23 protein-coding genes and 1 other annotated feature are annotated in these 24,649 nt (G+C 51.5%); of the genes, 1 reads left to right on the top strand and 22 read right to left on the bottom strand.

Features of this window, described 5'->3' with window-relative positions; all coding sequences use genetic code 11:
* Positions 1–117 precede the first annotated feature (117 nt).
* From AR333_RS25315 to AR333_RS05695, 5 genes are all read right to left on the bottom strand, one after another.
* Positions 118–3,117 carry a ComEC/Rec2 family competence protein gene (locus tag AR333_RS25315; RefSeq protein ID WP_068774322.1) on the bottom strand — a complete coding sequence of 1,000 codons (3,000 nt, stop codon included), beginning with the start codon at positions 3,115–3,117 and terminating at the stop codon, positions 118–120.
* Between the two features lie 49 nt (positions 3,118–3,166).
* A complete protein-coding gene (locus AR333_RS24570) occupies positions 3,167–3,319 on the bottom strand; it encodes a hypothetical protein (protein WP_156430840.1) in 153 nt (50 codons plus the stop codon).
* Complete coding sequence (locus tag AR333_RS05705) at positions 3,319–3,831, bottom strand: dCMP deaminase family protein (protein ID WP_068774321.1); 513 nt, start codon at positions 3,829–3,831, stop codon at positions 3,319–3,321. Before AR333_RS05705 ends, AR333_RS24570 begins: the two co-directional genes overlap by 1 nt.
* A 9-nt stretch (positions 3,832–3,840) precedes the next feature.
* Positions 3,841–5,133, bottom strand: coding sequence for a homocysteine synthase (locus AR333_RS05700; RefSeq protein WP_068774320.1), 1,293 nt, complete (start codon positions 5,131–5,133; stop codon positions 3,841–3,843).
* Positions 5,134–5,266: 133 nt separating this feature from the next.
* Positions 5,267–5,977: a ComEA family DNA-binding protein gene (locus tag AR333_RS05695; protein ID WP_068774319.1), complete on the bottom strand. Its 711-nt coding sequence runs from the start codon at positions 5,975–5,977 to the stop codon at positions 5,267–5,269.
* A 295-nt stretch (positions 5,978–6,272) separates the two neighbouring features.
* Here AR333_RS05695 and comER point away from each other — a divergent pair, with 295 nt between their 5' ends.
* Positions 6,273–7,100, top strand: a complete 828-nt coding sequence (comER, locus tag AR333_RS05690) for a late competence protein ComER (RefSeq protein WP_068774318.1) — start codon at positions 6,273–6,275, stop codon at positions 7,098–7,100.
* Positions 7,101–7,355: 255 nt separating this feature from the next.
* Here the strand turns inward: comER and leuS are convergent, their stop codons facing one another.
* From leuS to AR333_RS05605, 17 genes are all read right to left on the bottom strand, one after another.
* Positions 7,356–9,803, bottom strand: a complete 2,448-nt coding sequence (gene leuS / locus AR333_RS05685) for a leucine--tRNA ligase (protein WP_068774317.1) — start codon at positions 9,801–9,803, stop codon at positions 7,356–7,358.
* A gap of 59 nt (positions 9,804–9,862) precedes the next feature.
* Positions 9,863–10,154 (bottom strand) — a binding site (T-box leader).
* Positions 10,155–10,223: 69 nt separating this feature from the next.
* Entirely contained in the window at positions 10,224–11,006 is a 783-nt protein-coding gene (locus AR333_RS05680) for a class I SAM-dependent methyltransferase (RefSeq protein ID WP_068774316.1), read from the bottom strand.
* Between the two features lie 2 nt (positions 11,007–11,008).
* Entirely contained in the window at positions 11,009–11,893 is an 885-nt protein-coding gene (locus tag AR333_RS05675; protein WP_068774315.1) for a S1 RNA-binding domain-containing protein, read from the bottom strand.
* Complete coding sequence (gene rsfS / locus AR333_RS05670; protein WP_068774314.1) at positions 11,890–12,237, bottom strand: ribosome silencing factor; 348 nt, start codon at positions 12,235–12,237, stop codon at positions 11,890–11,892. The genes AR333_RS05675 and rsfS overlap by 4 nt, the downstream gene beginning before the upstream one ends.
* A gap of 120 nt (positions 12,238–12,357) precedes the next feature.
* Positions 12,358–12,924, bottom strand: a complete 567-nt coding sequence (gene yqeK, locus AR333_RS05665) for a bis(5'-nucleosyl)-tetraphosphatase (symmetrical) YqeK (RefSeq protein WP_068774313.1) — start codon at positions 12,922–12,924, stop codon at positions 12,358–12,360.
* Positions 12,914–13,501, bottom strand: coding sequence for a nicotinate-nucleotide adenylyltransferase (gene nadD / locus AR333_RS05660; RefSeq protein WP_068774312.1), 588 nt, complete (start codon positions 13,499–13,501; stop codon positions 12,914–12,916). The genes yqeK and nadD overlap by 11 nt, the downstream gene beginning before the upstream one ends.
* A gap of 31 nt (positions 13,502–13,532) precedes the next feature.
* Positions 13,533–13,826, bottom strand: a complete 294-nt coding sequence (gene yhbY / locus AR333_RS05655) for a ribosome assembly RNA-binding protein YhbY (RefSeq protein ID WP_068774311.1) — start codon at positions 13,824–13,826, stop codon at positions 13,533–13,535.
* A 13-nt stretch (positions 13,827–13,839) separates the two neighbouring features.
* Complete coding sequence (gene aroE / locus AR333_RS05650) at positions 13,840–14,709, bottom strand: shikimate dehydrogenase (protein ID WP_068774310.1); 870 nt, start codon at positions 14,707–14,709, stop codon at positions 13,840–13,842.
* An 85-nt stretch (positions 14,710–14,794) separates the two neighbouring features.
* Positions 14,795–15,910: a ribosome biogenesis GTPase YqeH gene (yqeH, locus tag AR333_RS05645; protein WP_068774309.1), complete on the bottom strand. Its 1,116-nt coding sequence runs from the start codon at positions 15,908–15,910 to the stop codon at positions 14,795–14,797.
* 78 nt (positions 15,911–15,988) lie between these two features.
* Positions 15,989–16,489: a YqeG family HAD IIIA-type phosphatase gene (locus AR333_RS05640; protein ID WP_068774308.1), complete on the bottom strand. Its 501-nt coding sequence runs from the start codon at positions 16,487–16,489 to the stop codon at positions 15,989–15,991.
* Between the two features lie 288 nt (positions 16,490–16,777).
* The gene (locus AR333_RS05635; protein ID WP_068774307.1) at positions 16,778–19,048 is read right to left on the bottom strand and encodes a transglutaminase domain-containing protein; all 2,271 of its coding nucleotides are present in this window, start codon (positions 19,046–19,048) and stop codon (positions 16,778–16,780) included.
* Positions 19,041–20,285 (bottom strand): DUF58 domain-containing protein, encoded by a 1,245-nt coding sequence (locus AR333_RS05630; RefSeq protein ID WP_068774306.1) that lies wholly within the window; start codon positions 20,283–20,285, stop codon positions 19,041–19,043. The genes AR333_RS05635 and AR333_RS05630 overlap by 8 nt, the downstream gene beginning before the upstream one ends.
* A complete protein-coding gene (locus AR333_RS05625) occupies positions 20,282–21,247 on the bottom strand; it encodes a MoxR family ATPase (RefSeq protein WP_068774305.1) in 966 nt (321 codons plus the stop codon). The genes AR333_RS05630 and AR333_RS05625 overlap by 4 nt, the downstream gene beginning before the upstream one ends.
* Positions 21,248–21,480: 233 nt before the next feature.
* Entirely contained in the window at positions 21,481–21,831 is a 351-nt protein-coding gene (spoVAE, locus tag AR333_RS05620; RefSeq protein WP_068774304.1) for a stage V sporulation protein AE, read from the bottom strand.
* A gap of 2 nt (positions 21,832–21,833) precedes the next feature.
* The gene (gene spoVAD / locus AR333_RS05615) at positions 21,834–22,853 is read right to left on the bottom strand and encodes a stage V sporulation protein AD (RefSeq protein ID WP_068774303.1); all 1,020 of its coding nucleotides are present in this window, start codon (positions 22,851–22,853) and stop codon (positions 21,834–21,836) included.
* Positions 22,850–23,323 (bottom strand): stage V sporulation protein AC, encoded by a 474-nt coding sequence (gene spoVAC / locus AR333_RS05610; RefSeq protein WP_068774302.1) that lies wholly within the window; start codon positions 23,321–23,323, stop codon positions 22,850–22,852. The genes spoVAD and spoVAC overlap by 4 nt, the downstream gene beginning before the upstream one ends.
* Positions 23,324–23,351: 28 nt before the next feature.
* Positions 23,352–24,215 (bottom strand): DUF421 domain-containing protein, encoded by an 864-nt coding sequence (locus tag AR333_RS05605; protein ID WP_253735729.1) that lies wholly within the window; start codon positions 24,213–24,215, stop codon positions 23,352–23,354.
* Positions 24,216–24,649 lie beyond the last annotated feature (434 nt).

Genomic DNA, 24,649 nt, shown 5'->3' with positions numbered 1-24,649 from the left:
AGAGAAAACTATTCTCCTGTCCTGCCTCTCTTCCGTTAGTACGGTGTTCAAATAAACATTACTTATTTAAGTGTAACAGAGTATTATTTCAAAACTATTTCACAAGAACAAGCATCCCTATGGAAAAACAGGTATCGGATCCCGCGCAAACTTGGTACGGGCAAATATTTCGTTTTTTCGGATAATCAGCTGAATTTCCCCGGAAAGATCTGTGCGGTACGCTGCTATCCCATGCTGTTCAAGTCTATTCATAACATCCTCAGACGGGTGCTTGTATCTGTTATTGACTCCTGCTGAAATGATGGCCCATCGCGGATTCCAGTACTCAAGCCACTGCTCGCTGGTTGATGTCTTGCTTCCGTGATGAGCAACTTTCAGAACATCTATAGGCGCAGTCTTCCCTATATCTGCCGAAGAAGAACCGGCCGGCGCAGACTGTACATATTTTTTTGTATGATTCTGAAGAGAATCCAATACACTTCGTTCTGCATCCAGCTCCATATCACCGGTAAATAACCAGCGAGTGCCCAGTATCGTCATAAGAAATGCGACAGAATATCCATTCTGCTCACTGGACAAAAGAACGCTTTCTTTTGAGTCTTCCCGTAAATCTTGAAAAGAGGAATCGGCAAGCTCTTTCCCCGCCGTATCCGGTTCCTTCTGCACATGCGTTTCATTCGTATCTCTTGGTTGTTCTATGTATGGAGAAAAATTCGGAGAAAGAAAATCGATCCGGGTATCGTGGCCGATTTGCAGACTTTTACCGTAGGATGCCGCCAAGAGCGGAATATTCTTATCCATAGCAGATCGATAAAGCTTTTCTATCTGCCCGTTATGTTTGTAAGTGCCATTGAAAATAAATTGTTTTACAGGAATCCCATCCAGCACCGCTTGAAGTCCTCCGCTGTGGTCCTGGTCGGCATGCGTGAGAATAACGGCATCCAGTTGATGCACCCCGCGTTTTTTGAGAAGAGGCACCAGAAGCTTCTTGCCAACCTCGAACGGGTCCCTGCGCTGCTTCCATTCCTCACCGCCTTTGCCAAACGTAACTGTCCCGCCGCCATCCACCAGTATAAACTTACGCTCGGGAGACCGGATCAGAATACTGTCGCCCTGTCCCACATCAATCATATCCACATAGGCGGTCCGGTCCCAGCGGTCCGGTGTGTATCCGTAGAAAAGTAAAGCCAGCCAGCATAAAGCCAAGATGGCGGAAACTGCGGCATACTTTCGGATTCCGAACCCATTCTTAAAGCTTCTGTTTAAATATACAACGAACGGCTTGTCATGTAAAAAGCAGCGGCTGTGCCTAATCCCCTTCAGCTCCGAATCTCCGGCCAAATACTCCGATTCACTCGTAGAAACATCAGAGAAAAAGCCGGATTTCAAAGATGATGCACGTATGAAATTACCTTCATGAGCAGGTCTAGCGGCGGACAGGGCTCCGGCAGCAGTTCCATGTCTTGAATCTTCACGGATTACCATTGCCAATGAAGGTGACAGGCCAGGGCTTTGATTGTTAACGGGAATATGAAGCATAGGACCCGCGCCTGAGCCTTCATCCCGCATTTTCAAATATTTCTGAAGCGATAAGCACAGCAGAGCCAGAAGAGAAAAATACATCAACATCCATAAAAGAGACGGGGACGGCCAGATGGTCTGAAACCCCTCCCACTGATCCAGCCACTGCACAACTCCAAATACCATTTCATTCACTCGTTCGGTAACCCAAGCGACCGTGCGTCCTGCAGGCGCGAACAGAAGTCCAGTGATCATCGCGATCAGACCGGCCGGAAAAATAACAAGGCTGAAAACGGGCACCAGTACGGCATTGGCCAGCCAAGAAAGCAAAGAAAACTGATTGAAGTAGTAAATGGATACTGGAAAAGAAGCAAGCTGGGATACGATTGTGATGGCCAGCGTGTTACGGAGCAGCGCATTTTTTACGGGGAGAAGAAGAGTAACGCGGGGAACACCGACAATCAAACCGAGTGTAACCAGGAACGAAAGCTGGAAGCTGACATCGAGAAGATAATACGGATTCCATAGCAGCAATGCCCAACCGACCAGACACGCAATTTGAAGGACATCCTTCTCACGGTTTTTGCGGACTGCAAACAGTCCGATCATGGTCATGAGTCCTGCCCTTACGATAGACGGCGAGGCACCTGTAATTAAAATATAAAAGGGCAGCAAAAGTGCGGTAATCAGCAGGTAAGTTTCTTTGGCGAGGCCCAGCCGTTTCAAAATCCAGATCAGCACACCGATAAAAACAGCCACATTAAGCCCGGAGATGGCCAATATGTGCGTGAGGCCGAGGTTCGAGAACTGCACGTAGCGGTCCGGGTCCATATCATCCGTGAGTCCGATCAGCATGCTTTTCATAAATCCGGCATGAGCCGCGGTGAAAAGCATATCGATCCGGCCGCCAAGAAACGAGCGCAGCTCGTCCGAGCCCCGCAGCAGCCGGTCGCTTAGCTGCTGCATGCCTCCTCCCGCGTATAATGCCGCGGGGGGAGTATGATTCACCTGCTCCGTCCCCTTGGCGGTTAGCAGCCAATGAATCTCTTGCTGCCGCAGATAACGGCGGTAATCGAATCCGCCGAAATTGCGCGCGGCGGCCGGCTCCTGCACCACGCCCCGCAGCGAGAGCCGGTCCCCCCTCCGCCAGGATGCGGCGGCGGTCTGCTCCTCCGGGCTCAGCAGGCGCAGGTTCACCTGCATGCGCTCACCCGGAGGAGTCTCCGCGGCGGCTCCTTCCATCTGCGAAACTCGCAGCTGGAAGGAAGCCCTGTCGCCATCGACGGCGACAGGGGTCACAAGCGTGCCCGCCACGGTCACTTCGCTGCCGCTCACGGCAGCGGCAGCAGCGGCGGGCAGCGCCGTCACATTACGCCGGTCGGTGTCGGCGTAATAGCAGCAGGCCGCGGCGGCGATGAGCGCCGCGGCAATCAGGCGGTGCTGCGGCAGGCGCAGCACCAGCACCGCCAGCGCCGCAGCAGCGCACGCTATGCCGGCCCAGATCGTCAGCAGCGGCCATTGCCACTGCATCGCCGCTGCGTAGCCGAGCACCCATAGGACGGCGACCCATACGCCGTCTTTACTAGTCCATACCATTGAATCTATCCCCTCTATGGAGTTTAGTAATCTCTTAAACATTGCTGCATCATAATCCATCAAATGCTGTAGGGCAGCGGTTGCCCGATGAGTCGATGCTGCGTTTGCCTTTAATAGATTCCCCACCCCCGGCAACGAAAGAACCTCCGCTGCTCTGTAAGAGCAGCGGAGGTTCTTCCTCACGCCATTTATACAATCTCATTAATTGACCACTCTGTGATCCGTACCTCTAGGAGGCTCATAATGGTCCATTTGCCGGAAGATAATTCCTCTGGCCGCCATTAGTGCCTGGACTTTCTCACTATCTTTAGGATAAGGGCGATGGTATATGATTTCTTGTACCCCGCTGTTGGCCAGCATGTTCGAGCAGGTCCAGCAAGGCTGATCCGTTACATATACACTCGACCCTTCACGGTCCTCACGGTCTGTAAACAGCAGCAGATTCTGCTCCGCATGAATGGTCCGGATACAGCGCTGCTTGCGGATCATCTCCTCCTTGCCGTCGATGACCTGAAGCTCGAATTCTTCCACCAGCATACAGCCTTCCTCCGAACAGTCCGGAACCCCCATAGGAGCTCCGTTGTAAGCGGTACCCAGAAGCTTCTTCCCTTGAACCAAAACGGTTCCGACCCGTCGGCGGCTGCACTGTGAACGCGTTGATGCCATGTAAGCAATATCCATGAAGTAAGTGTCCCAATCTTTGCGCCCGGTCATCGTCTTCACCTACAGCTGGCTGGCACGGATGGCCTGATCCAAATCATGCAGAATATCGTCGATAGCTTCCGTTCCGATCGACAGACGGATCATTCCCGGCGTTACACCCGCACTGGCTTGCTCATCTTCATTAAGTTGTTGATGAGTGGTGCTCGCAGGGTGAATGATGAGGGACTTGGAATCGCCCACATTCGCAAGGTGCGAGAATAATTTGACATTCTCAATTACCTTGCGGCCTGCTTCGATACCGCCTTTAATCCCGAATGTCATAATGGCGCCTTGGCCATTAGGCAAATATTTCTGCGCCAGCTTGTACGATGAATGGCTCGGAAGCCCGGCGTAGCTTACCCATTCTACCCCCTCATGCGACTCAAGGAATTGGGCTGCTTTGAGTGCATTGGAGCTGTGACGTTCCATCCGCAGGTGCAGCGTCTCAAGACCTTGCAGCAGCATGAAAGAGTTGAACGGCGATATGGACGCCCCCATGTCACGAAGCAGCTGCACACGCGCTTTGATGATATACGCGATCGGTCCTACGGCATCGGTGTAGATGACACCGTGATAGCTCGGGTCCGGCTCGGTCAAGCCCGGGAATTTACCGCTCGATTTCCAGTCGAACTTGCCGCCGTCTACAATAACGCCGCCGATAGAAGTTCCGTGTCCGCCGATAAATTTGGTAGCGGAATGGACAACAATGTCAGCGCCGTGTTCAATGGGACGAAGCAAATACGGTGTCGGGAATGTATTATCGACGATCAGGGGAAGCCCGTTCTCATGAGCAATCGCTGCAACGGCTTCAATATCGAGAAGATCCCCTTTAGGGTTGCCCACTGTTTCGGCGTACAGAGCTTTTGTTTTATCTGTAATGGCCTTGCGGAAGTTCTCCGGATCGGATGGATCGACAAACTTGACGTTAATCCCCAGCTTTGCAAAAGTGGTCGAGAACAGATTATAAGTTCCGCCATATAGACTGGATGCCGATACAATTTCATCCCCGGCGCCGGCAATATTAAGAATGGAATATGTAATAGCAGCCTGACCGGATGCCGTGGCAAGCGCACCCGCTCCGCCTTCCAAAGCCGCAATGCGCTTCTCAAACACATCGCTGGTCGGGTTCATAATACGCGTGTATATATTACCGAATTCTTTGAGTGCGAATAAATCTGCCGCATGGTCGGCATCCCGGAAACCGTAAGAAGTCGTCTGATAAATAGGCACCGCACGGGAAAGAGTTGTCGGATCAATTTCCTGACCTGCATGTACGGCTAATGTTTCTAGAGAATACTGGCGTTCTTCTGCCATGTTTCTTTCCTCCTTTATCGCTTTTACGTGGCAATTTGCCAAGCTGATTTTGTCCTATTTTCTCACATTTTCTAATAAAATGAAAGAAAGATTACTAAATTCCTTCTAAACAGATGTGTTTAAACGGAAATAATTATGGTGCACCCAGCATTATATACGGTTTCATTTTGGCGAGCATTTTATCTCCGATCCCTTTTACCTGAAGAAGCTGGTCAATCCGCTTGAATTTGCCGTGCTGCTCACGGTAAGTGATGATAGCTTTAGCCTTACTTGGACCTACCCCGGGCAGCTTCATGAGTTCCTCTAGTCCGCCGTGATTGATATCCACTTTAGGCTGATCACCGTCCGCTTTTCCTTGACCGCTAATTTTACCGCTCTCGCCTGATTCTGTCCCCTCTGCGGGCGCGGCTGTACTGGATACGATAGGACTCGTCTCTACCGAACCCGGTACAGCATTCTCAGGATTGCCGCCTACCGGAGCGTTCCGCGGATTGCCTCCGGCCGGCAACGGCGACGGCGTCATTGCCGATTCCGCTCTAATGTCACTCCTGCCGCTTTCGTTCCCGCTACTAGCCGCCTCTTTTGCTGCGCCTGATTCTGCACCGCCTTTAACGGCTGCCTGACCGGGAACATCCGGGCTGCCGGAACCTCCGATTATACCCGGCTTAGTTGTAGAAGATGCACCTGCCGCTTGAAGCATGGCCTCTTCCATCTGTCCATGCAAAGACGTAAATCCAGCGGGTATCTTCTCCCCCCTGCCGGCCGACACCCAGATCGCGAGACCGAGAACGACAGCTGCCAGAGCCGACAACGGGCCTATTTTCATTTTAAAATTCCAATTCATCTTTGTTCCTCCTGTTTCGTTATCGATCTAGAGCCCATGAAAGCCATCCGAGTACAGAACACCGGAAAACATGGTAATGGAATACTTTTAAAAACAAATTAAGCATATTTGCGCCCCAATACTCATACCGTTAAGAAACGTCTTCCTGTTCTTAGGGAATGAACGTTTAAGATAGCTCTGTGCCGTTCTTTACGCCAGCAGGCCTATCCCTTACTAGGTGCCATAAGCGTTGCAAGCAAGAGGGGCAGAGCCCCGTTCCTGCATAGGTCAGGCTAATCTAAAAGGAGGGTTGTCGATGAAAGCGGGATTTATCGGTACGGGCAGCATGGGGAGTATTCTTATCGAAGCGCTCATCCATTCGGGAGCACTCAATCCTGAGCAAATCTGCGCCGCAAACCGCACCCCCGGTAAAGTAAAAAGGTTGGCGGAAACGTACGCGGGACTGGTTGCAGCCTCTGACAACCCGGAAGTTGCCGGCGGCAGCGATGTACTTTTTCTCTGCGTAAAACCGCTTGATTATAAGCGTGTGATCGACGAGATCCGCCCCGTTCTGAAGCCCTCGCAAATCCTGGTGTCCATCACCAGTTCTGTGCTTCTCAGGCATCTGGAGAGCCAGCTTCCCTGCAAAGTAACCAAGGTCATACCGAGCATTACTAATTATGTGCTGACAGGTTCTTCGCTTTGCATTCACGGAGAGCGTATGCATCCGGAAGATAAAGAATGGATAGAAAATTTACTTACTCATATTTCCACACCAGTGCGGGTGTCCGAAGCGCATACAAGAATAAGCTCCGATTTGTCGAGCTGCGGGCCGGCGTTTCTGGCTTTCTTTTTGCAAAAGTATGTAGATGCGGCCGTTCAAGAAACCGGGATATCGCGGGAGGAAGCTAATATACTGGCCGCGGAAATGACACTGGGTACGGGTAAACTGCTTACGACCGGAGGTTTTAATCCTGTTACTTTGCAGAAAAGAGTATGTGTTCCCGGAGGGATTACAGCGGAAGGATTGCGTTTGATGGATCATGATTTGGACGGCATGTTTAACCGGCTGATCCAGATCACACATGCAAAATATGAAGAAGATTTGGAAAAAGTGGAGTCTGTCTTTGCAACGAAGAGGTAAGGATTCAAGCGACAGCGGATAATAGAGGTCGAAAGATAGCAGCGGAATTCCTGCAAGAATATAATTAAGAGTATGAGTGGAGGGTTTTAAAAACAACGGGCCTTACGGCGGCGTACAGCAGTTTACCTGAGTCAGGGTTTGCTGTTTGTACGCCGCTTTGAGCTGCCCGGATTTATGCATCCCGTCCCGATTTCGTCCCGAAATCAACACGGTTTTTTTTACTTTCTCTATCGATGTTACTGTTTCAGACACCGACTAACCGACAACAATGTTAACCAGCTTGCCTTTAACCGCGATCACTTTGCGGACTGTCTTGCCTGCGCTCAGTTCTTTCACTTTGTCCAGACCAAACGCAAGCTCCTGCATGCCGGCTTCATCCAAATCTTTGGAAACCTTAACGCGATCGGCGATTTTGCCGTTGACCTGAACAACAATTTCCACCTCGTCATCCACGGTCCACGCCTCTTCATACACCGGCCAGGCTTCATAAGTAATAGATTCGGTGCCTCCGAGTTTGGCCCACAGCTCTTCCGCAATATGGGGAGCCATCGGGGAAAGCAGCTGCACAAACTGCTTCATGGCGGCAACCGGCAGGTGTTCCGTCTTATAAGCTTCGTTTACAAAAATCATCATCTGGCTGATGGCGGTATTGAAACGAAGGGCTTCATAGTCTTCCGTGACTTTCTTAATCGTGCGGTGCCACGTCTTCTTGAAGGCATCTGCACATGCGTTGTCATCACTCGAGATTTTGCCGTTTACCGCTCCATTCTCATCGACGAACAGGCGCCATACCCGGTTAAGGAAACGGTAAGAACCTTCCACCCCGTTTGCATTCCACGGTTTCGTAGCTTCCAGAGGACCCATGAACATTTCATACAAACGCAGTGTATCCGCGCCGTATTCATTCACAATCACGTCGGGGTTGATGACATTCCCGCGCGATTTGGACATTTTCTCCATGTTCTCCCCGAGGATCATTCCTTGGTTAACCAGCTTGTGGAAAGGCTCTTTGGTCGTGACTACACCGATGTCATACAAAACTTTGTGCCAGAAGCGCGCATAAAGCAAATGAAGAACCGCATGTTCCGCGCCGCCGATGTAAAGATCAACCGGGAGCCACTCTTTCAGCTTGTCGGGTGAACAGATAGCTTCATCGTTACGCGGATCAATAAAGCGCAGGTAGTACCAGCAGCTTCCGGCCCATTGAGGCATGGTATTCGTCTCGCGGCGTGCTTTCATACCTGTCTCAGGGTCAATGGTGTTCACCCAATCCGTTGCGTTAGCGAGCGGAGATTCTCCGGTGCCGGACGGTTTGATGTTGTCCATTTCGGGAAGCAGCAGCGGAAGCTGGTCTTCCGGAACGGTCTTCATCGTGCCATCCTCCAGATGAAGGATTGGAATCGGCTCGCCCCAGTAACGCTGGCGGCTAAAGAGCCAATCACGAAGACGGTAAGTTACTTTGCCCTTGCCTTTGCCATGCTCTTCGAGCCAGGCAATCATTTGTGAAATGCCTTCTTCTTTGCCCAGTCCGTCGATAAAGCCGGAATTCACATGAATCCCTTCGCCGTCGTATGCGGCTTCATCTACATTGCCGCCCTGGACAACTTCTATGATCGGCAGTCCGTACTGCTTGGCGAATTCCCAGTCGCGCACGTCATGTCCCGGAACGGCCATAATGGCCCCGGTTCCGTATCCCGCAAGCACATAGTCGGCAATCCAGATCGGCAGCTTCTGACCGTTAACAGGGTTAATCGCGTAAGCTCCTGTAAAGACGCCGCTCTTTTCTTTAGCCAGATCCGTACGCTCCAGGTCACTCTTGTGGGAGGCTTTCTCCTGATACGCTTTTACTTCGGCTTCCTGAGCGGAAGTCGTAATGCGGGAGACAAGCTCATGCTCAGGAGCCAGTACGCAATAAGTAGCTCCGAACAGCGTGTCCGGGCGGGTCGTGAATACGGTCAACTGATCTGCATCGTGACCTTCGATGCCGAACGTCACTTCGGCGCCTTTGGATTTGCCGATCCAATTGCGCTGCATGTCTTTAATGCTTTCGGACCAGTCCAGTTCCTCCAGATCATCAAGCAGGCGCTCGGCATACTCGGTAATTCTGAGCACCCATTGACGCATCGGTTTACGAATCACCGGATGGCTGCCGCGCTCGCTTAATCCGTCAATAACTTCTTCGTTCGCCAGAACCGTTCCAAGCGCCGGACACCAGTTAACCGGCACTTCGTCCACATAGGCCAGGCCTTTTTTGTACAATTGAATAAAGATCCACTGGGTCCATTTGTAATACTCCGGATCCGTCGTGGAAATTTCCCTGTCCCAGTCATAAGAGAAACCGAATGACTTGATTTGACGGCGGAACGTCTCGATATTCTTCTTCGTAAAATCACGGGGGTCATTTCCTGTATCCAAGGCATACTGCTCAGCCGGAAGACCAAACGCATCCCAGCCCATCGGATGCAGGACGTTAAATCCGCGCATGCGCTTATAACGGGATACGATATCCGTAGCCGTATAACCTTCCGGATGCCCTACATGAAGACCTGCGCCGGAGGGATAAGGAAACATATCCAACGCATAAAACTTCGGCTTGCCGGGTTCATCCTTCGTTTCATACGTCTTGTTAGCGTCCCAATACTGCTGCCATTTCGGTTCAATAAACTGGGGATTGTATCCTTGTTGTTCTTTCTCTTGAGCCATAATCCGTTCCTCCTGACATTCATTGACAATCAAAAAACCTCCCGCCTCTAGCTCTATTGGCTAGGGACGAGAGGTTATATATTCCCGTGGTACCACCCTAGTTAACACCGGGCATTCTTTGCCCTGTGCTCACTCGATCCCTTAACGCGGGCTAAACGGTCCGGTTACTGGACATCTCCCTGCCTTCTCTTCCGCCGCTGTAAGGACATGCTTCCAGTTCGGTCATTGGTGGGAGTTGCCGTTCGCCTTCCGGCTCCAAGGTGAGTTCTTCTGCTGCATATACCGGCTCACACCATCCGCCGGTTCTCTGTGATATACATGCAAAATACTGGTCCTCTTCAAAGCGGGTACGAATACAAATTTGTAATGATTATAGGCAATTTGTACGTATCTTGTCAAGTATCCCTCTACACCGGAGTGCTAGGGTTTACGGGCCGAAAAGAAAAGTCTCCTCGAATCCGGAGTCAACTTCTCCTGCCATTCAAAATCCGCACTAATCTGCAAATCGGTAAAACCTGCCGCAGCCAGCATATCCAGCATCCTCCGAGGATCGTACGCCCGCTGATGGTGAGTCTCCTCAATACGGCGGAATAAAGCTTCGCCTGACGCTGACCCGGCAGAATTCTCCCGGACAAAAATCGTTAAGGCATGCTCGATCTCCGTACGCTCTTCATCCAGTTCACACGTCCACAAGTAAGCGATATCTTCCTCATCGAATACGAATGGCTGCAAAGCCGCATACTCCGCGAATTGAGCAGGGCTGTGTACATCAAACAAAAACACCCCGCCGCTGCGGAGTCCTTGAAAAGCCTGCTCAAAAGCTTGCAGGATATCTTCTTCCTCCAGCAGGTAATTGAAACAGTCACAGAAGGAAACAACGGTATCCGCCCCTTGATCCTGCGGAAGTTCCCAGTCCCGCAGATCCTGCTGGAGCCACAGGATCCCCGGGCCTGTCTCACGCTGCCGCTCCGCCTTGTGCTGCGCAACAGCCAGCATGTCATCCGAGAGGTCGATCCCGGTTACTTTGTAGCCGTCTCTCGCCAGCGGAATGGATATATTCCCCGTTCCGCAGCCGAGATCCACGACGGTTTCAGGCTGAATTCCATACGCTGCCCAAGCTTTTTTGGCAAAAGATATCCAGGCCTCGTAAGGCATGTCTTCCATCAGCCGGTCATACGTATAGGCAAAATCCTGATAGGACATTCTCAGTTCTCCTCTTGCTTCAGGCACGTCCAGTTTTCCTTCTGGTAAACGAGGCCGTCCTTCATAAGTTTGCCCAGAGCACGCTTAAATGCGGATTTACTGATACCGAACTTCGTCATAATGACATCCGCTCCGGTCTGATCCGAATAAGGCATGGCTCCATTGGGCCGCTCACGGAGCACTTCCAGAATGCGCTCGGCGTCTAGGTCGCGCCCTTTTTCCTTAGGCTGACGCATGGACAAGTTGATCCGTCCGTCTTCTCTGATGTAGGTGACACGAACACTTACTTCTTCACCGACACGCAGCAGCCGGTCACGCTCGGAAGCAGGGATAAGGCCGATGGCCCCGAATCCGACCACGCCTCCGTCTACCACGACGAAAGTGCCCATCTGCAGCGGCTTATAGACGCGCGCGTTCTTCCATTGATTTCTCCATGTCTGCGGAGCAGGGAAGCATTCGTTCATCAGCACTTCTTCTCCTGCAAGACGGGCAACCAGCCGTCCTTGACGGTCATGATCCATCGTGACATAGATCCGGTCCCCTACTTGGGGGCGCAGCTCTTCGAGCTCCGGCATTTCTTTGAAGGGAAGCAGCAGGTTGCGGCCTATCCCCATCTCCAGAAAAGCACCGAAACGCGGATGAAGATCGACCACTTCGAGCAGGGCAAGCTCTCCCAGAAGGAGCATCGGCCGGTGCATCGTCGCCGCAAGCCGGTCTTCCGTATCGTAATAAAGAAAGACCTCCAGACGGTCACCCGGCGCTACTTTGGTTGTCGTCTCCGTGTAATGCAGCAGAACATCGCGCTCTCCATCGGTCATAAAATACCCGTATGGAGACACTTCCCGCGCCACATCGAGTGTTACGAGTGTTCCGGCTTCAAGATTCATACGCGTTCCACAACCCTCGCGTCAGACCACAGACGTTCAATGTTGTAATACTCCCGGTCATCTCTGTGGAAGACATGAACCACTACGTCTCCCAAGTCAACCAGCACCCATCTTGCAGTATTGAATCCTTCAATACCACGGACAGTAACGCCTTTTTCGTTAGCCTGCTTGCGGATTTCAGTTGCGATAGCCTGCACTTGCGTCTCCGAGTTACCGTGACAAATAACGAAATAATCGGCAACCAGGGAAATTTCCTGCAAATCCAGTGCCACCACGTTAATGGCCTTTTTGTCTTCGGCCGCATCCACGACCATATTCATCAGTTGTTCGGGGCTTATTTTCATCCCATCATCTCCTTCATGTTGTTTCGTTAAGCAATCTCTTGTTCGTTCTGGGTCAGGCTTCTATCGGCAAGTCTTGTCTATAGACAGAGACTGATCTTGAGCAGCAGCTCTTCCTTTTCCTTACACCTCTAATTCACGGATTAAACGATTCCGCGTCAGTACCGTGAGGGGGTAAATACGCTTTCCTTTGGCCAGTAAAAAGGAGATCGTCGAGTCAAAGCCGGCGATTAAAGCCTGCTCCAGACTTGTTTCGGCCAGCTTGCGTATTGCGTCCACACCCGGAAAATCCCGGCTTGGCTCTATATAATCCGCTAAGCACACGATTTTCTCCAGCTTCGACATGTCTTCTCTTCCCGATGTATGGTAACGAATGGCATTCAATACTTCTTCGTCCTCCACACCGAACTGCTTGGCGGCGATCCAGGCTCCTGCATGAGCATGCCACAATTCTTTGTCGAAGTCGAGCACATCCGTATCAGTGCCGCTTTCGCGGACCGTCTCGGCCTGCTTCTCAACCGGCCAAAACTTGCATACATCATGAAGGATAGCTGCCGTTTCCGCGCGATTCTCATCTTCCCCATATAAGCGGGCCAGAATAACGGAGGTTTCCATCACACCTAAGGTGTGCTTCCAGCGTCTTTCGGGCATGTTCTCCCGCACAATCCGGATCATCTGTTCACGGTCCATATAAATCATTCCCCTCGATATATTCATGTACCGGAGCAGGAACGAGATAGCGGATTGAACGCCCCTCTTTCCTGCGGCCGCGGATATCGGTTGAAGATATATCGAGCAGAGGCATTGGAGCTATGCTCACTCCTGAGCGTATATAGGACGGCAGGACATCCAAATCGAGCTCGTAGCCCGGTCTCTGAAGACCGATAAATCCGATCAGCCCCATAATCTCTTCAATCTTATGCCACTCCGGAAGGTACTCCACCATATCCGCGCCGATGATATACTGGAACCTATGCTCAGGATGCTGCTGCCGGAGCAGCTTGATCGTGTCAATCGAATAAGAAACTCCGCCTTTGCGCAGCTCGAAATCCAAGGGCCTAAAAGCGGGATTATCCGCTACCGCCCGGCACACCATCTCCCACCGCTGCCCGGCCGAAGCCTTAGGCGCATTCGGTTTATGCGGCGGCACATTGGCCGGCATAAACCAGACCTCGTCCAGACCGCAAGCAGACCGCGCACATTCCCCTGCAACCAGATGACCGGTATGAATGGGATCGAATGTCCCTCCCATGATTCCAATTCTCATATCCACATCTCCTGCCCGGCACAACCGGCGGTTATCTCGGCAGCACGATTTGTTTGTTATCGCGGGATTCCTTGTACAGCACAATTGTTCTTCCGATTGTCTGTACAAGTTCAGCCCCTGAGCCTTCCGCCAGTTCCCTCGCCACTTCTTTGCAATCTTCCGTGTAATTGTTAAGCACCGATATCTTGATCAGCTCGCGGCTCTCAATCGCATCCTCGATGTGCTGGATCAAATGTTCATTAACTCCGCCTTTGCCCACTTGAAAAATAGGCGTTAAATGATGTGCAAGCGCACGCAGATGTCTTTTTTGTTTCCCAGTAAGCATATAAAAAATTCCCTCAATTCTTAATAAATGATTGCTCTACAACCTGACGCATCGCTGCGGCAGGAGCCGGAACACCGGTCCAATATTCGAACGCGTAAGCTCCTTGATAAATAAACATGCCGAGACCGCCGTGGGTGATAGCACCCCGTTCTCCCGCTTCCCGTAAAAAGCGCGTCTCGAGGGGATTGTACACCAGATCACTCACGATAACCCCGTCCCGGAGCCTGAGGCCGCCGAGCTGCACCGGCAGTTCGTCAACGTTCGGATGCATACCGGATGAGGTGGAGTTGATGATGAGGTCGACATCATGAATAATATCCCCCAAATCATGCAGACCCATGCCCACCGCACTAGTACGGTTACGTACGGCGGAAGCCAGCTCATGCGCTCTCTCCACGGTCCGGTTAGCGATGGCGATGAACGAACAGCCTTCCTTGGCCAAGGCAAAAGCGATCCCTCTGGCTGCGCCGCCCGCACCGATAATCAATGCTTTTTTCCCTTCCAGATTAAGTCCTGTCTCCTCTTTAAGGGAGCGGACATAACCGATGCCGTCCGTATTGTAACCGGTTAGCCGGCCCTGGTTATTCACAATGGTATTAACGGCGCCGAGTGCTTGAGCATCCGCGTCGACTTCATCCAGATACTTCATTACATTGACTTTATGCGGAATGGTTACATTCACACCGCGGAATCCCAGCGAGCGGATTCCGTTAACCGCCCGCTCGAGCTGATCCGGCATAACATGGAACGCCGCGTATACGCCGTTAATCCGGGCTTCGCTGAAAGCGCGGTTCATCATAATCGGTGAACGGGAATGGCGCACCGGATCGCCAAAAACCCCATAAAGGACCGTGTTACTGTCCAAAGACAGATTTTCCACCATGATCTATATCTCCCCCGTACATCCTGATCCTTGAAAATTCAGTTTCGCGAACCTCATTAACTTGCAAAACTTAAGGCATACCGCCTTAAATTAAGGAATCGCGTTGAATGATTTTGACACCTTTGGGAGCATGAACGGCAAGCTCCGCTCCCGCTTCACTGTTTACTTTGATCCATCCCAAGCCCGAAATAAGCACATCCACGCTCTTGCCCTTCTGGATATGAAGCGTATGCTTCGCCAGCGGCGGCAGTTCGAGCAAGTCCTTCTCAGAAGGAGGCGCAAGCATAACTCCCTTATGATTGGCATACAGCTCGTCCGCTTTCTCCAGCTTCGTGCGGTGCAGCGGTACGGCATTGGATGCATAAATGGTAAACGACTGACGCGCACCCCGTACGAAATCAAACCTGGCGAACGAACCAAAGAACAAGGTCTGGCCTTCGTTCAGCTGATAGACCATCGGTTTGAGCGGCTTGCCCGGCATAATTTTGCCCAAGTCCTTCTTCGATACCAGCTCCGTCAGACGATGCTGATAAACGATGCCGGGTGTATCAATAATATTCCGTCCGTCATCAAGTGGAATTTCGACCGTACCGAGCGTCGTACCCGGGTAGTGGGACGTCGTCAATTCAGCCTCCAGATCACTGTAATCCGAAATCAGCCGGTTAATCAAAGTAGATTTACCCACGTTGGTGGCACCGACCACATACACATCCTTGCCATCGCGGTATTGTTCAACCGCCTGAATAACCCGGTCGAACCCTATGTTCTTCTTGGCGCTGCACAGGACGACTTCGACAACTTTTAGCCCCTGCTCTTTGGCCAGCCTGCGGACCCAGTTCACGATCCGGTTCCAGTTGGTCACTTTGGGAAGCAAGTCGATTTTGTTAACGACGAGCACAATCGGATTGCCGCCGACAAAACGCGCCAAGCCGCTAATAAGGCTGCCCTCAAAATCGAAAATATCGACAATATTGATGACCAGGGCCTCTTTATGCCCGATATGACCGAGCAGCTTCAGAAAATCATCCTGGTTCAGCGTAACACTCGATGCTTCATTATAATGCTTAATGCGGAAGCAGCGCTGGCAGATAATCGGTTCTTTCTGCAGCGCTTCCTCCGGCACATACCCGGTTGCGCTCGGGTCCTCTTGCTGCAGCTTTGCACCGCAGCCTCCGCAATGGTTCATCTCTTCCTCGTTCATGTGTCCTCCTTGAGTTTACAGCAGGAGAACCTGAATTCCCCCCGCAAGCAAAGTGAAGCTTTCCCGTGAAGGAAAGCTTTATTTATTCTTCGAGATGTAGTTATTGGCCAGCTTCTCGATGCGCCGGTTGATTCGTGTAAAGAAACCTTCATCATTCACGGCGATCGGCGCTACAAGAATGGTATATAAGCCGAGCCGATTTCCTCCAAGTACGTCAGTCAGCATCTGATCACCGATTACAACGGTCTGTTCAGCCGTAGTGTCCATCAATGCCAGTGCTTTACGGAAGGCGTTATTCGTCGGTTTGCGCGCGGCATGAATGAATGGAATGGATAGCGGGAGTGCAAATGCGGAGACACGGAGTTCCTGGTTATTGGAAACAATGACCACCTTAAACCCGAGCTGCTTTACATTACCAAGCCAATTAATAAGCTCCGGTGTAGCGTCTGCCACTTTCGCTCCTACGAGTGTATTGTCGAGGTCCGTAATGATCCCGCGAATTCCGTTCCGCCACAGTTCCTCCAAATTAATATCATAGATCGTCTGTGCGAACTGCCTCGGTACCAGTTTTTTAAACAAACATCGTCACCCCAACCTCTTTCGAATCTATAGGAACTATACCATACATGTCCAATTCCTTGCAAAAAGAAAAAGGCCGCCGTAACCTGCATGAAGGGGATGGAGCATCTGATAAAGAACGGTCTTTCAGTAGCTTTCCCTTATAACGGAGCCATCCATACAGCACCCCGCAGAATACGGTTCCACCCGCAGATGCTGAATGAAAGAATTTCCGCATAAAAAAAGAGGAAGCCGCTTTCCATCCATAGAAGGAAGCGGCTTCCAATAGCCCCTAGAGGCTCTCTGGCATTATTTCATTTGCGCCCGCAGCGTCTTGACACTTTGCTGCACCTTTACCAGATCTTCCTCCGTTACGGATGCACGGCTGTATTTGGCTTTCTCGAACAGGTCAAGTACAGGTGCCAGCTCCGGAGCAAGCCAGTAGCTCTGCGTATTCCACCGGGCAGCAGCCTCCCGGATCGTTTCATGTTCGTAGCGCACGTAGCCTTTGCGCTTGCTGTACCGGAGCAGCCGGTTTACTTCTTGCACGATACTCTGTGCATAGTTATCGGCGCGGGGGCCGCGGCTAAATCGGCTCAAGACATTTCTGCCCGTGAACACGCGGATCAGAGTGACAATGATAGCGACTAACAGCACCACAGCGCAGAGGCCGTATGCCATGTATTTCAACCATGACCAGGCGCCCGCCGCATCCGATGTTCCGGATGCCTCCGGATTCGCATCTGGCGCTTCCGCAGAAGCAGCCGGTTCCGTGTAATAGTTCTGAGGCAGGGAAAATCCGGCAGTCGGCTCAAAAGGAAGCCAACCGTAACCCTCGAAATACACTTCCATCCAGGAATGAGCATCCGAATTGCGGATACTGTAAGTCCCCCCCGCATCGGGATCGGACATGGCACCCCGGATATAGCCCATCGTGGATGCTTCATTGGATGTACCGGATGCATAACCTTTCACCCATCTGGCAGGTATTCCCAATGAACGGGTCAGAACGACCATAGAGGTCGAGTAATAATCGCAGTATCCTTCTTTGATTTCGAACAGGAAACGGTCTACGAAATCGCTGCTCTTTCCTTTGGATACATCCGGTGTATTCGTATACGGATATTTAGTAGAGAGATGCATTTCCAGTTGACGGACTTTGCCGTAAGCAGTCGTTTCGTTCTTCGTGGTATCCCGGGCCAGCTGGACAACCCGATCCGGCAGCTTATCCGGCAGCTGCAAATATTCTTGCCACTGTGATTTGTCCAGTTTGTCCATATCTACTTTCTTAAGCCCGTCCAGATCCAGCATCGGTGTCTCCGACACCAGCTCATATTGACGGGGGTAATTCGTTCTGGTGTTAAAACGGAGCTCGCTCTGGCGACCGGACCAGCGCAGTTTGTTGTGCTGATCGGGCACAGGCTGGCTGGGGTCTGCGCCTTCTTTGCCGGTATACTCAAGTAAAGTGACCTGAGCCATCGGAAAAGCGCCGAAGAGAACCGGATATACATCGTTATTGCGCATCGTAATCGTCTGTTTAATTTTATTGGTTTTGAGCTTAGAGGTATCCACTGCCGGGTCCGGGGCCAGCTTGCCGTCCGTTCCGACTGTGACGGACCTGGCACGCTTATCCCCGCTGCTGGCTTCCCAGCCTGATCCGGTATACAAAGCTCGGGTCTCTCCGCGGTAATACGTTCTTGCACTCGTCTCTACATTAAAAACCGGCGAGTAGTCATACTGGAACTGGCCGCCTAGCTGAGCATCGTTACGGCTGTAACCGGACGATTTGAGAAGCGGATCCGATGCTTCCGGAATAACGGCTCTCCCGGAATTGTCGCTGCTGGGAAGGAAAGAAACCTTATCCCCCTTAAACTGCCTCCATGCTGTATACGGGTCGGTCAGTATGGGATCGATAGCAGGAACGATCGCCCCCATTGAGAACGTTATGACAATGATCAGAATGACAGGAACAATCAGCGGACCGGGGTATTCGGCCAGGTTGTCCCAGCTCTCCGGCGCTTTTTTCTTCAGATTGGCGAGATGGCGCACGATCAGCATGCACAAACCGCAGAAGATAATCGTTGCCACCTGTGGCCAGAGCAGCAAGACACTGAACGAATCCCGGACGGCGAAGAATAATATAGACAAAATAACAACAAAAGATACGCCGAGTTTTGTACGGACAGCCCACATCATCATCAGGAAAACCCACCAGGCAGCAAGGCCGAACCATATATACGGCACAAGCTGCGACACATTGGCTTGAAGCCATGTGGTCATGGAATCTACTTGGGATAAGGGAACGAACTGATACTCGAGAACAACGGCATGAACAAGAAGAACAAGAATAATTTGCAAAAGTTCACGTACAAGATAATACAACTTGGGGATGAAATACGTAAAACAGACGGCAAATAAGGTCCATACTACGGCGGTGACGGTTTCGGGAAGCCACATGCCCTCTTCCTGGCGAATCCAGCCAACAAACTGATATAAGAATAGCAGAACCAGCAGGGACATAATTTTCTGAGTGCCCTCCGTGCCGGCCAGCCATCGGATTATTCTCCAGAGCCTATGCATACGGTTGTGCACCCCCTAAAGCGGCAGGCAGATCCGTTAACGATTGGATTGCATAGCCCATAAAGCCCTGTTTGTGGATTTCCCGCATCCAGCGATCGGTTGAGGCATCTTTGATGCTTTCTGCACACAGATGACAAGCAAGCATGCGCTGCTTCTCCGCGCTGTGCAGAAGAGCCAGCGTGTCTGTCCCTCTGCGGGGCGTTACGAAAATCACAAGCGTACCGGGAGAGAACAGCTCTTTAGTATTGCTAATAACCTGCTGCAGGGTCCGGCTGCCGTCAGCTTCCACCTCTACAAGGTGGTCCATGAGAATCTCGGCCTGACGGGTTCCTGTCTTAGGCAGGGCCATGTAAGTGTCCTTGCCCGAAGATAATAAGCCTACAGCGATATTGCGCTGGGCGCCGAACTGAAGCAGGGAGGCCGCTGCCGATACGGCGAGTTCAAAATCAGCCTGCGCCCGGTAACTGCTGCGGGCACGGTCGATGATTATGACCATCTTCGGCAAAGTCTCTCTCTCGAACTCCTTGGATCTCCAGTTGCCCGTTCTCGCGGTCGCATTCCAGTGAATGCGGGACAACCGGTCTCCGTGGATGTACTCGCGGACTCCGTTGATCTGAGTCGTTTCCCGCTGCATGCGGGCAGTAACGGAATGGTGCCTCGATCCCCGGGGAGAATGGGAAAACTGCGCCCAGTTGCGGATCTCAATTGTCTGTGGGTGCACGACGAAACTGTACGGGAGATCCACCGTTCCGGTATGTTCGTACAAGCCGAATACATCCTCCGTAGCGAACTCGGCTTTCTTCATGCTGTAGTGGCCGCGGCGAAGCGGCGGGGTTTTATACACAAATTCCCCTTTGCGCATCCAATTGAGGACTACAGAACCTTTCATCCCCATTTTCTCCTTATTGCCGCGGATCATCTCGTCCTTAACAAGCAAATAAGGAATCGGCCAGACGCCGGGCACGTGGATGCGCAGCTTGATTTGTATCGACTGACCGGCTTGAATTCTCTCTGTTCCGTCTGCCGTCATGATTTCTCTATGAGCCTCTGCCTGCCGGATTCCGCTCCATTTGCCCAGAACAAGGTATACCGTCAGTAGACTCAAGATGACAAAAAGCATCGAGGCCAGCTTGCCTCCCTGGAATAATATGAACAGGAAGCTCATGACCAGCAGAAAGCCCAGAATTAATGTCGCCTGTCTGCTCTTTTGGGTGGCCGAAGGGGTAAAACGCTTCATCTTGCCTTCTCCAGACGGACCGGCACCTTGGTGCGCGCCATTACCGATTCGAACACGGATCGTGGTGTCTCTCCTTCCATGCGGGCCTCCGAGGTAAGAATCAGCCGGTGCCCGAGCACATAAGGGGCCAAGTATTTCACATCGTCGGGGAGCACATAATCCCGGCCGTTCAAGTATGCATAGGCTTTGGACGCCTGAACAAGCGCAAGCGTCGCACGGGGACTCGCGCCCAGATGGACAGCCGGATGCTCCCGTGTACCGCGAGTTATATCCACCAGATAGCGGGCAATGGCGTCATCAAGATAAAGACTCCTCACTTCATCCTGCATGGCAAGAACTTGTTCTACGCTTACCACCTGCTGAAGCTGCTCTACCGGGTGAACCCGGCTCTGCGAAGATATCATTTCTAGTTCTGTCGCACTATCGGGATAGCCTAGACTGAATTTGATCATGAAGCGGTCCAGCTGGGCCTCCGGAAGCAGATAAGTGCCTTCAAAATCTATCGGATTCTGCGTAGCGAGCAGCATAAAAGGCCGTGGGAGCGGGTAAATTTCCCCATCCACCGTAACATGATGCTCCTCCATCGCTTCTAGTAAAGCCGATTGGGTCTTCGTAGTCGCCCGGTTTATTTCATCGACCAGCAGAATATTGGCCATAATCGGGCCGGGCCGGAAAAAGAAAGCCTCTTTCTTCGGATGGTAGATGGATACACCTGTAATATCGGTCGGCAGCAGATCGGGATTGCACTGAATGCGCCGGAATTGTCCTTGAATCGAACGCGCTAGCGACTTGACGAGTACCGTCTTCCCCGTACCGGGAACGTCCTCAAGCAGGACATGGCCTCCTGCAAGAAGTGCGGTTAACAGCAGCATAACCTCTTCACTTTTACCTAATATACATGATTCCAGATTGGATCTAATTTGTGTAATTTCATTCATTCTGGGTTGGGACACAGCAGCCATACTTCGTAAATCCTCCTTCGGGTAAAAGGTAGTGGAAGTGCTAGTTTTTATATTACAGGAAAGTCGAAAGCGTGTACAATAATGCCCCCCTGAATTTTAAGAAAATCCCACACTTCGTGGGATATTGTAAAACCGCGGGATATTCGCATTGTTCCCCGTACGCAAAAAGTCCCGGTTCCAGAAATCGAACCGGGACGCTTATTCTAACGGGAAGCCGGGCCGCATCTCCCAATTTATCCTTTGGGCCTGACGAACAAGGCCGCCAGGAAAGAGAAAATAATCGCGGATGAAATCCCTGCGCTTGTTACTTTGAAGATACCGGTTATGACACCGATCCAGCCGCTTGACTGCAGCTCCTTGATCGCGCCATGCACGAGCGCATTCCCGAAGCTTGTAATCGGAACGCTTGCGCCTGCGCCTGCAAATCGGACCAGCGGGTCATATAAGCCGAATCCATCCAGGATAGCTCCGGCCACTACAAGCGTAGTCATCGTATGCGCCGGTGTAAGCTTGCCCAGGTCCATCATCAGTTGACCGATGACACAGATCGCTCCCCCGATAAGAAATGCCCATAGAAACTGCATGATTAAGCTCCTTCCTGTCTTTCAATTGCTACCGCATGGGCGATGCAAGGAATAGATTCTCCCTGCTGGTAGGACAGCGGGGACAACAAAGCACCGGTGGCGACGACGAGCAGACGCCGGATTTCACCCTTCTCGATCCGCTTGAGAAGGTGTCCGTATGTAACGACGGCCGAACAGCCGCAGCCGCTTCCTCCGGCTTGGACACCCTGCTTCTCGATATCGTAGATCATCAGGCCGCAGTCACTGAACAATCGGCTGGGAATCGGCATTCCCTGCTCCTTCAGCAGCTCATTGACGATCTTGAATCCCACCGAAGCAAGGTCACCGGTTACAATCAGATCGTAATAGTCGGGCGAGCGCTTCATATCACGGAAATGAGCCACGATCGTATCGGCTGCAGCGGGTGCCATGGCGGCTCCCATATTGAAAGGATCTGTGATTCCCATGTCAATGACTTTGCCGATTGTAGCCGAGGTCACCACAGGGCCCTTTCCCTTCGCCGCTACTACGGAGGCCCCTGCACCTGTCACGGTATATTGGGCGGTAGGGGGTTTCTGCGAGCCGTATTCCGTGGGATAGCGGAACTGCTTCTCTACCGTACAGTTATGGCTGCAGGTGCCGCTAAGGACGTATTTGGCAGCTCCCGTACCTATCATGAGAGAGGAGATTGCCAGACTCTCCATGGACGTAGAGCAGGCACCGAACACGCCCAGGTAAGGGATAGACAAGGTTCTCGCCGCGAAGCTGCTGGAGATGATCTGATTCATCAAGTCTCCGCCCACGAAAAAATTGATGTTGTCCTTCTGCATTCCCGACTTCTTGATGGCGAGATTAGCCGCGTCCTCCATTAACGCTTTCTCGGCTTTCTCCCAGCTTTTCTGCTTAAGCGTGTTGTCTTGGTGAATCAAGTCAAAATCATTAGCCAGGGGGCCTTGCCCTTCATCGGGCCCGACTACGGTTGCCGCTGAAATCAGTACCGGAGGATTATGAAATTCCCAGGTTTGTCCTTTGTGACTAATCAATGTGCTCCTCCTCCGAATATCAGTGTAAAGATACCGACAAGAAAAGCGGTCACGACGCCGAACACGATTACGGAGCCGGCCAGCTTGAACATATTGCTCGCGGTTCCCAGCACAAGGCCTTCACTGCGGTGCTCAATTGCCGCCGAGCACATCGAATTGGCAAATCCCGTGACCGGTACGGCCGTTCCGGCTCCCGACCACTGGGCGATCTTATCATAGACGCCCATCGAGGTCAGAATGACGGAGATGAGGATAAGAACAGCTACAGTCGGATTAGACGCTGTTTCCTTCGTGAAGCCGAACACTTTCTCGAAAAACATCATCAGGCCCTGACCGATTATGCAAATGAATCCCCCGACGATAAAAGCACGGATACAATTGGCGACCACGGGTCTTTTGGGTTCATTCTTCTTAGCCAACTCCTGGTATTTCTGCTGGGAAAGTGTCGTTGTCTTCTTGTTGCTCGCCATCAGTATTTACCCCCTTTATCTTGTGCGGTTATTTATAGGCTTTGCCGGACAGCTTCTGCACAGCCTCCCGGAGCGCCGCCGCAGTCTGTTCATAATTTACGCGGGCTTCGATTGTTCCGCTTGACCGTGCCAGAGAATCCATATCGGCTGTACATTTACGCAAGGTGGCAAGCAGCTCAGCCTGCGGCTTCTCTTTCTTATGGCCTTTCCCGTCATCGTAGAAGTCCACATACAGCTTGTTGCTGTCTCCTACCTGAGCAAGAAAAATATTGTCTACGGTTGCGTTTAGCTTGACCAATTCCTTGTGCAGCCATTCCCTTGAAAGGGAAGATGCCGCCAGTTCTTCATCATTTATTTGTCCATCCATAATGACCGTATGAGGCAGGCTGTCCGGCCCGCTGATAATTCCTACATCTTCGACAGTCAGCGGCTGCTTATCTTTCTTAAGCAGAATACTCAGCTCACCGCTTGCTTCAAGCATGGCAAATTCAACATCTGCGACTTTGAATACACTTTTGGCCCGGAGTTGTTCCAATAATTCATCCGCCGTATAACGTTCTCTCCTCAAATTATCTTCCAGAATTTTTCCTTGCCGGATCACGACCGTGCCTTTTCCTTCGAATAAATGACGCAGCCGCTTGCTTTTCAAAGTGGTATATTCGAGTGTCAGCGGGATGAAGAACCATAAACTAAGGGCAGCTACACCATGGAGATAATGAGCCTCGATATCCGTCGATAAGAATCCGGCAAGCTCACCCAGCGTAATACCCGTTACGTATTCAAATAAGCTTAATTGGGAAATTTGTTTTTTGCCGAGCACCCGGGTAATCACGAACAGCATGAAGATCGCTCCCAGAGAGCGCAGCATAATATCCCCAATCCCTTCGACCACGATATCCCCTCTCCTCCCGGCTTTAATTGAATTCTTAGCATGTCCGGGCCGCAAGCAGGTATGAAAGGAAAAGCTTGGGTAAACAAAAGGAATAACTTGTCCTGGCTGCCCTTTGCAAGTTCCTTTTGAGTAATAGCCTGTAACAAAAAAACGGCTGTCTTTCGCAAGAGCAGCCGTTTGTTCATATGTCATTATAGAAACCCTAAAAGAATGGCGACCAGCAGGATAAACAAGATTAGAATGGCGAGCAAGTAACTCGGTTTCACGGCAGGTTGACTCCTTTAACAATTAGTCTAGAATCCCTATCAGGATATGCGTCTATACTCTGGAGAGTGAATCAACCCGCAGAAGGTGATGAACGGGAAGGCCGATCGAATGATGCGACAGGTTTAGCGGCACAAAAAAAATCCCAACCTCTTTGCGGTTGGGATTTC

The sequence above is a fragment of the Paenibacillus sp. FJAT-26967 genome (genome assembly GCF_001541095.1).
In the GTDB taxonomy this organism is placed as follows: Bacteria; Bacillota; Bacilli; order Paenibacillales; family NBRC-103111; genus Paenibacillus_F.
Note: the sequence above shows the minus strand (reverse complement) of the source record. Positions and strands in the feature narration are given on the sequence as shown.

Excerpts from the sequence above, each read along its gene's own strand:
- AR333_RS25315 (WP_068774322.1), bottom strand. The coding sequence starts at position 3,117 with ATGGTATGGACTAGTAAAGACGGCGTATGGGTCGCCGTCCTATGGGTG.
- AR333_RS24570 (WP_156430840.1), bottom strand. The coding sequence starts at position 3,319 with ATGAGATTGTATAAATGGCGTGAGGAAGAACCTCCGCTGCTCTTACAG.
- AR333_RS05705 (WP_068774321.1), bottom strand. The coding sequence starts at position 3,831 with ATGACCGGGCGCAAAGATTGGGACACTTACTTCATGGATATTGCTTAC.
- AR333_RS05700 (WP_068774320.1), bottom strand. The coding sequence starts at position 5,133 with ATGGCAGAAGAACGCCAGTATTCTCTAGAAACATTAGCCGTACATGCA.
- AR333_RS05695 (WP_068774319.1), bottom strand. The coding sequence starts at position 5,977 with ATGAATTGGAATTTTAAAATGAAAATAGGCCCGTTGTCGGCTCTGGCA.
- comER (WP_068774318.1), top strand. The coding sequence starts at position 6,273 with ATGAAAGCGGGATTTATCGGTACGGGCAGCATGGGGAGTATTCTTATC.
- leuS (WP_068774317.1), bottom strand. The coding sequence starts at position 9,803 with ATGGCTCAAGAGAAAGAACAACAAGGATACAATCCCCAGTTTATTGAA.
- AR333_RS05680 (WP_068774316.1), bottom strand. The coding sequence starts at position 11,006 with ATGTCCTATCAGGATTTTGCCTATACGTATGACCGGCTGATGGAAGAC.
- AR333_RS05675 (WP_068774315.1), bottom strand. The coding sequence starts at position 11,893 with ATGAATCTTGAAGCCGGAACACTCGTAACACTCGATGTGGCGCGGGAA.
- rsfS (WP_068774314.1), bottom strand. The coding sequence starts at position 12,237 with ATGAAAATAAGCCCCGAACAACTGATGAATATGGTCGTGGATGCGGCC.
- yqeK (WP_068774313.1), bottom strand. The coding sequence starts at position 12,924 with ATGGACCGTGAACAGATGATCCGGATTGTGCGGGAGAACATGCCCGAA.
- nadD (WP_068774312.1), bottom strand. The coding sequence starts at position 13,501 with ATGAGAATTGGAATCATGGGAGGGACATTCGATCCCATTCATACCGGT.
- yhbY (WP_068774311.1), bottom strand. The coding sequence starts at position 13,826 with ATGCTTACTGGGAAACAAAAAAGACATCTGCGTGCGCTTGCACATCAT.
- aroE (WP_068774310.1), bottom strand. The coding sequence starts at position 14,709 with ATGGTGGAAAATCTGTCTTTGGACAGTAACACGGTCCTTTATGGGGTT.
- yqeH (WP_068774309.1), bottom strand. The coding sequence starts at position 15,910 with ATGAACGAGGAAGAGATGAACCATTGCGGAGGCTGCGGTGCAAAGCTG.
- AR333_RS05635 (WP_068774307.1), bottom strand. The coding sequence starts at position 19,048 with ATGCATAGGCTCTGGAGAATAATCCGATGGCTGGCCGGCACGGAGGGC.
- AR333_RS05630 (WP_068774306.1), bottom strand. The coding sequence starts at position 20,285 with ATGAAGCGTTTTACCCCTTCGGCCACCCAAAAGAGCAGACAGGCGACA.
- AR333_RS05625 (WP_068774305.1), bottom strand. The coding sequence starts at position 21,247 with ATGGCTGCTGTGTCCCAACCCAGAATGAATGAAATTACACAAATTAGA.
- spoVAE (WP_068774304.1), bottom strand. The coding sequence starts at position 21,831 with ATGCAGTTTCTATGGGCATTTCTTATCGGGGGAGCGATCTGTGTCATC.
- spoVAC (WP_068774302.1), bottom strand. The coding sequence starts at position 23,323 with ATGGCGAGCAACAAGAAGACAACGACACTTTCCCAGCAGAAATACCAG.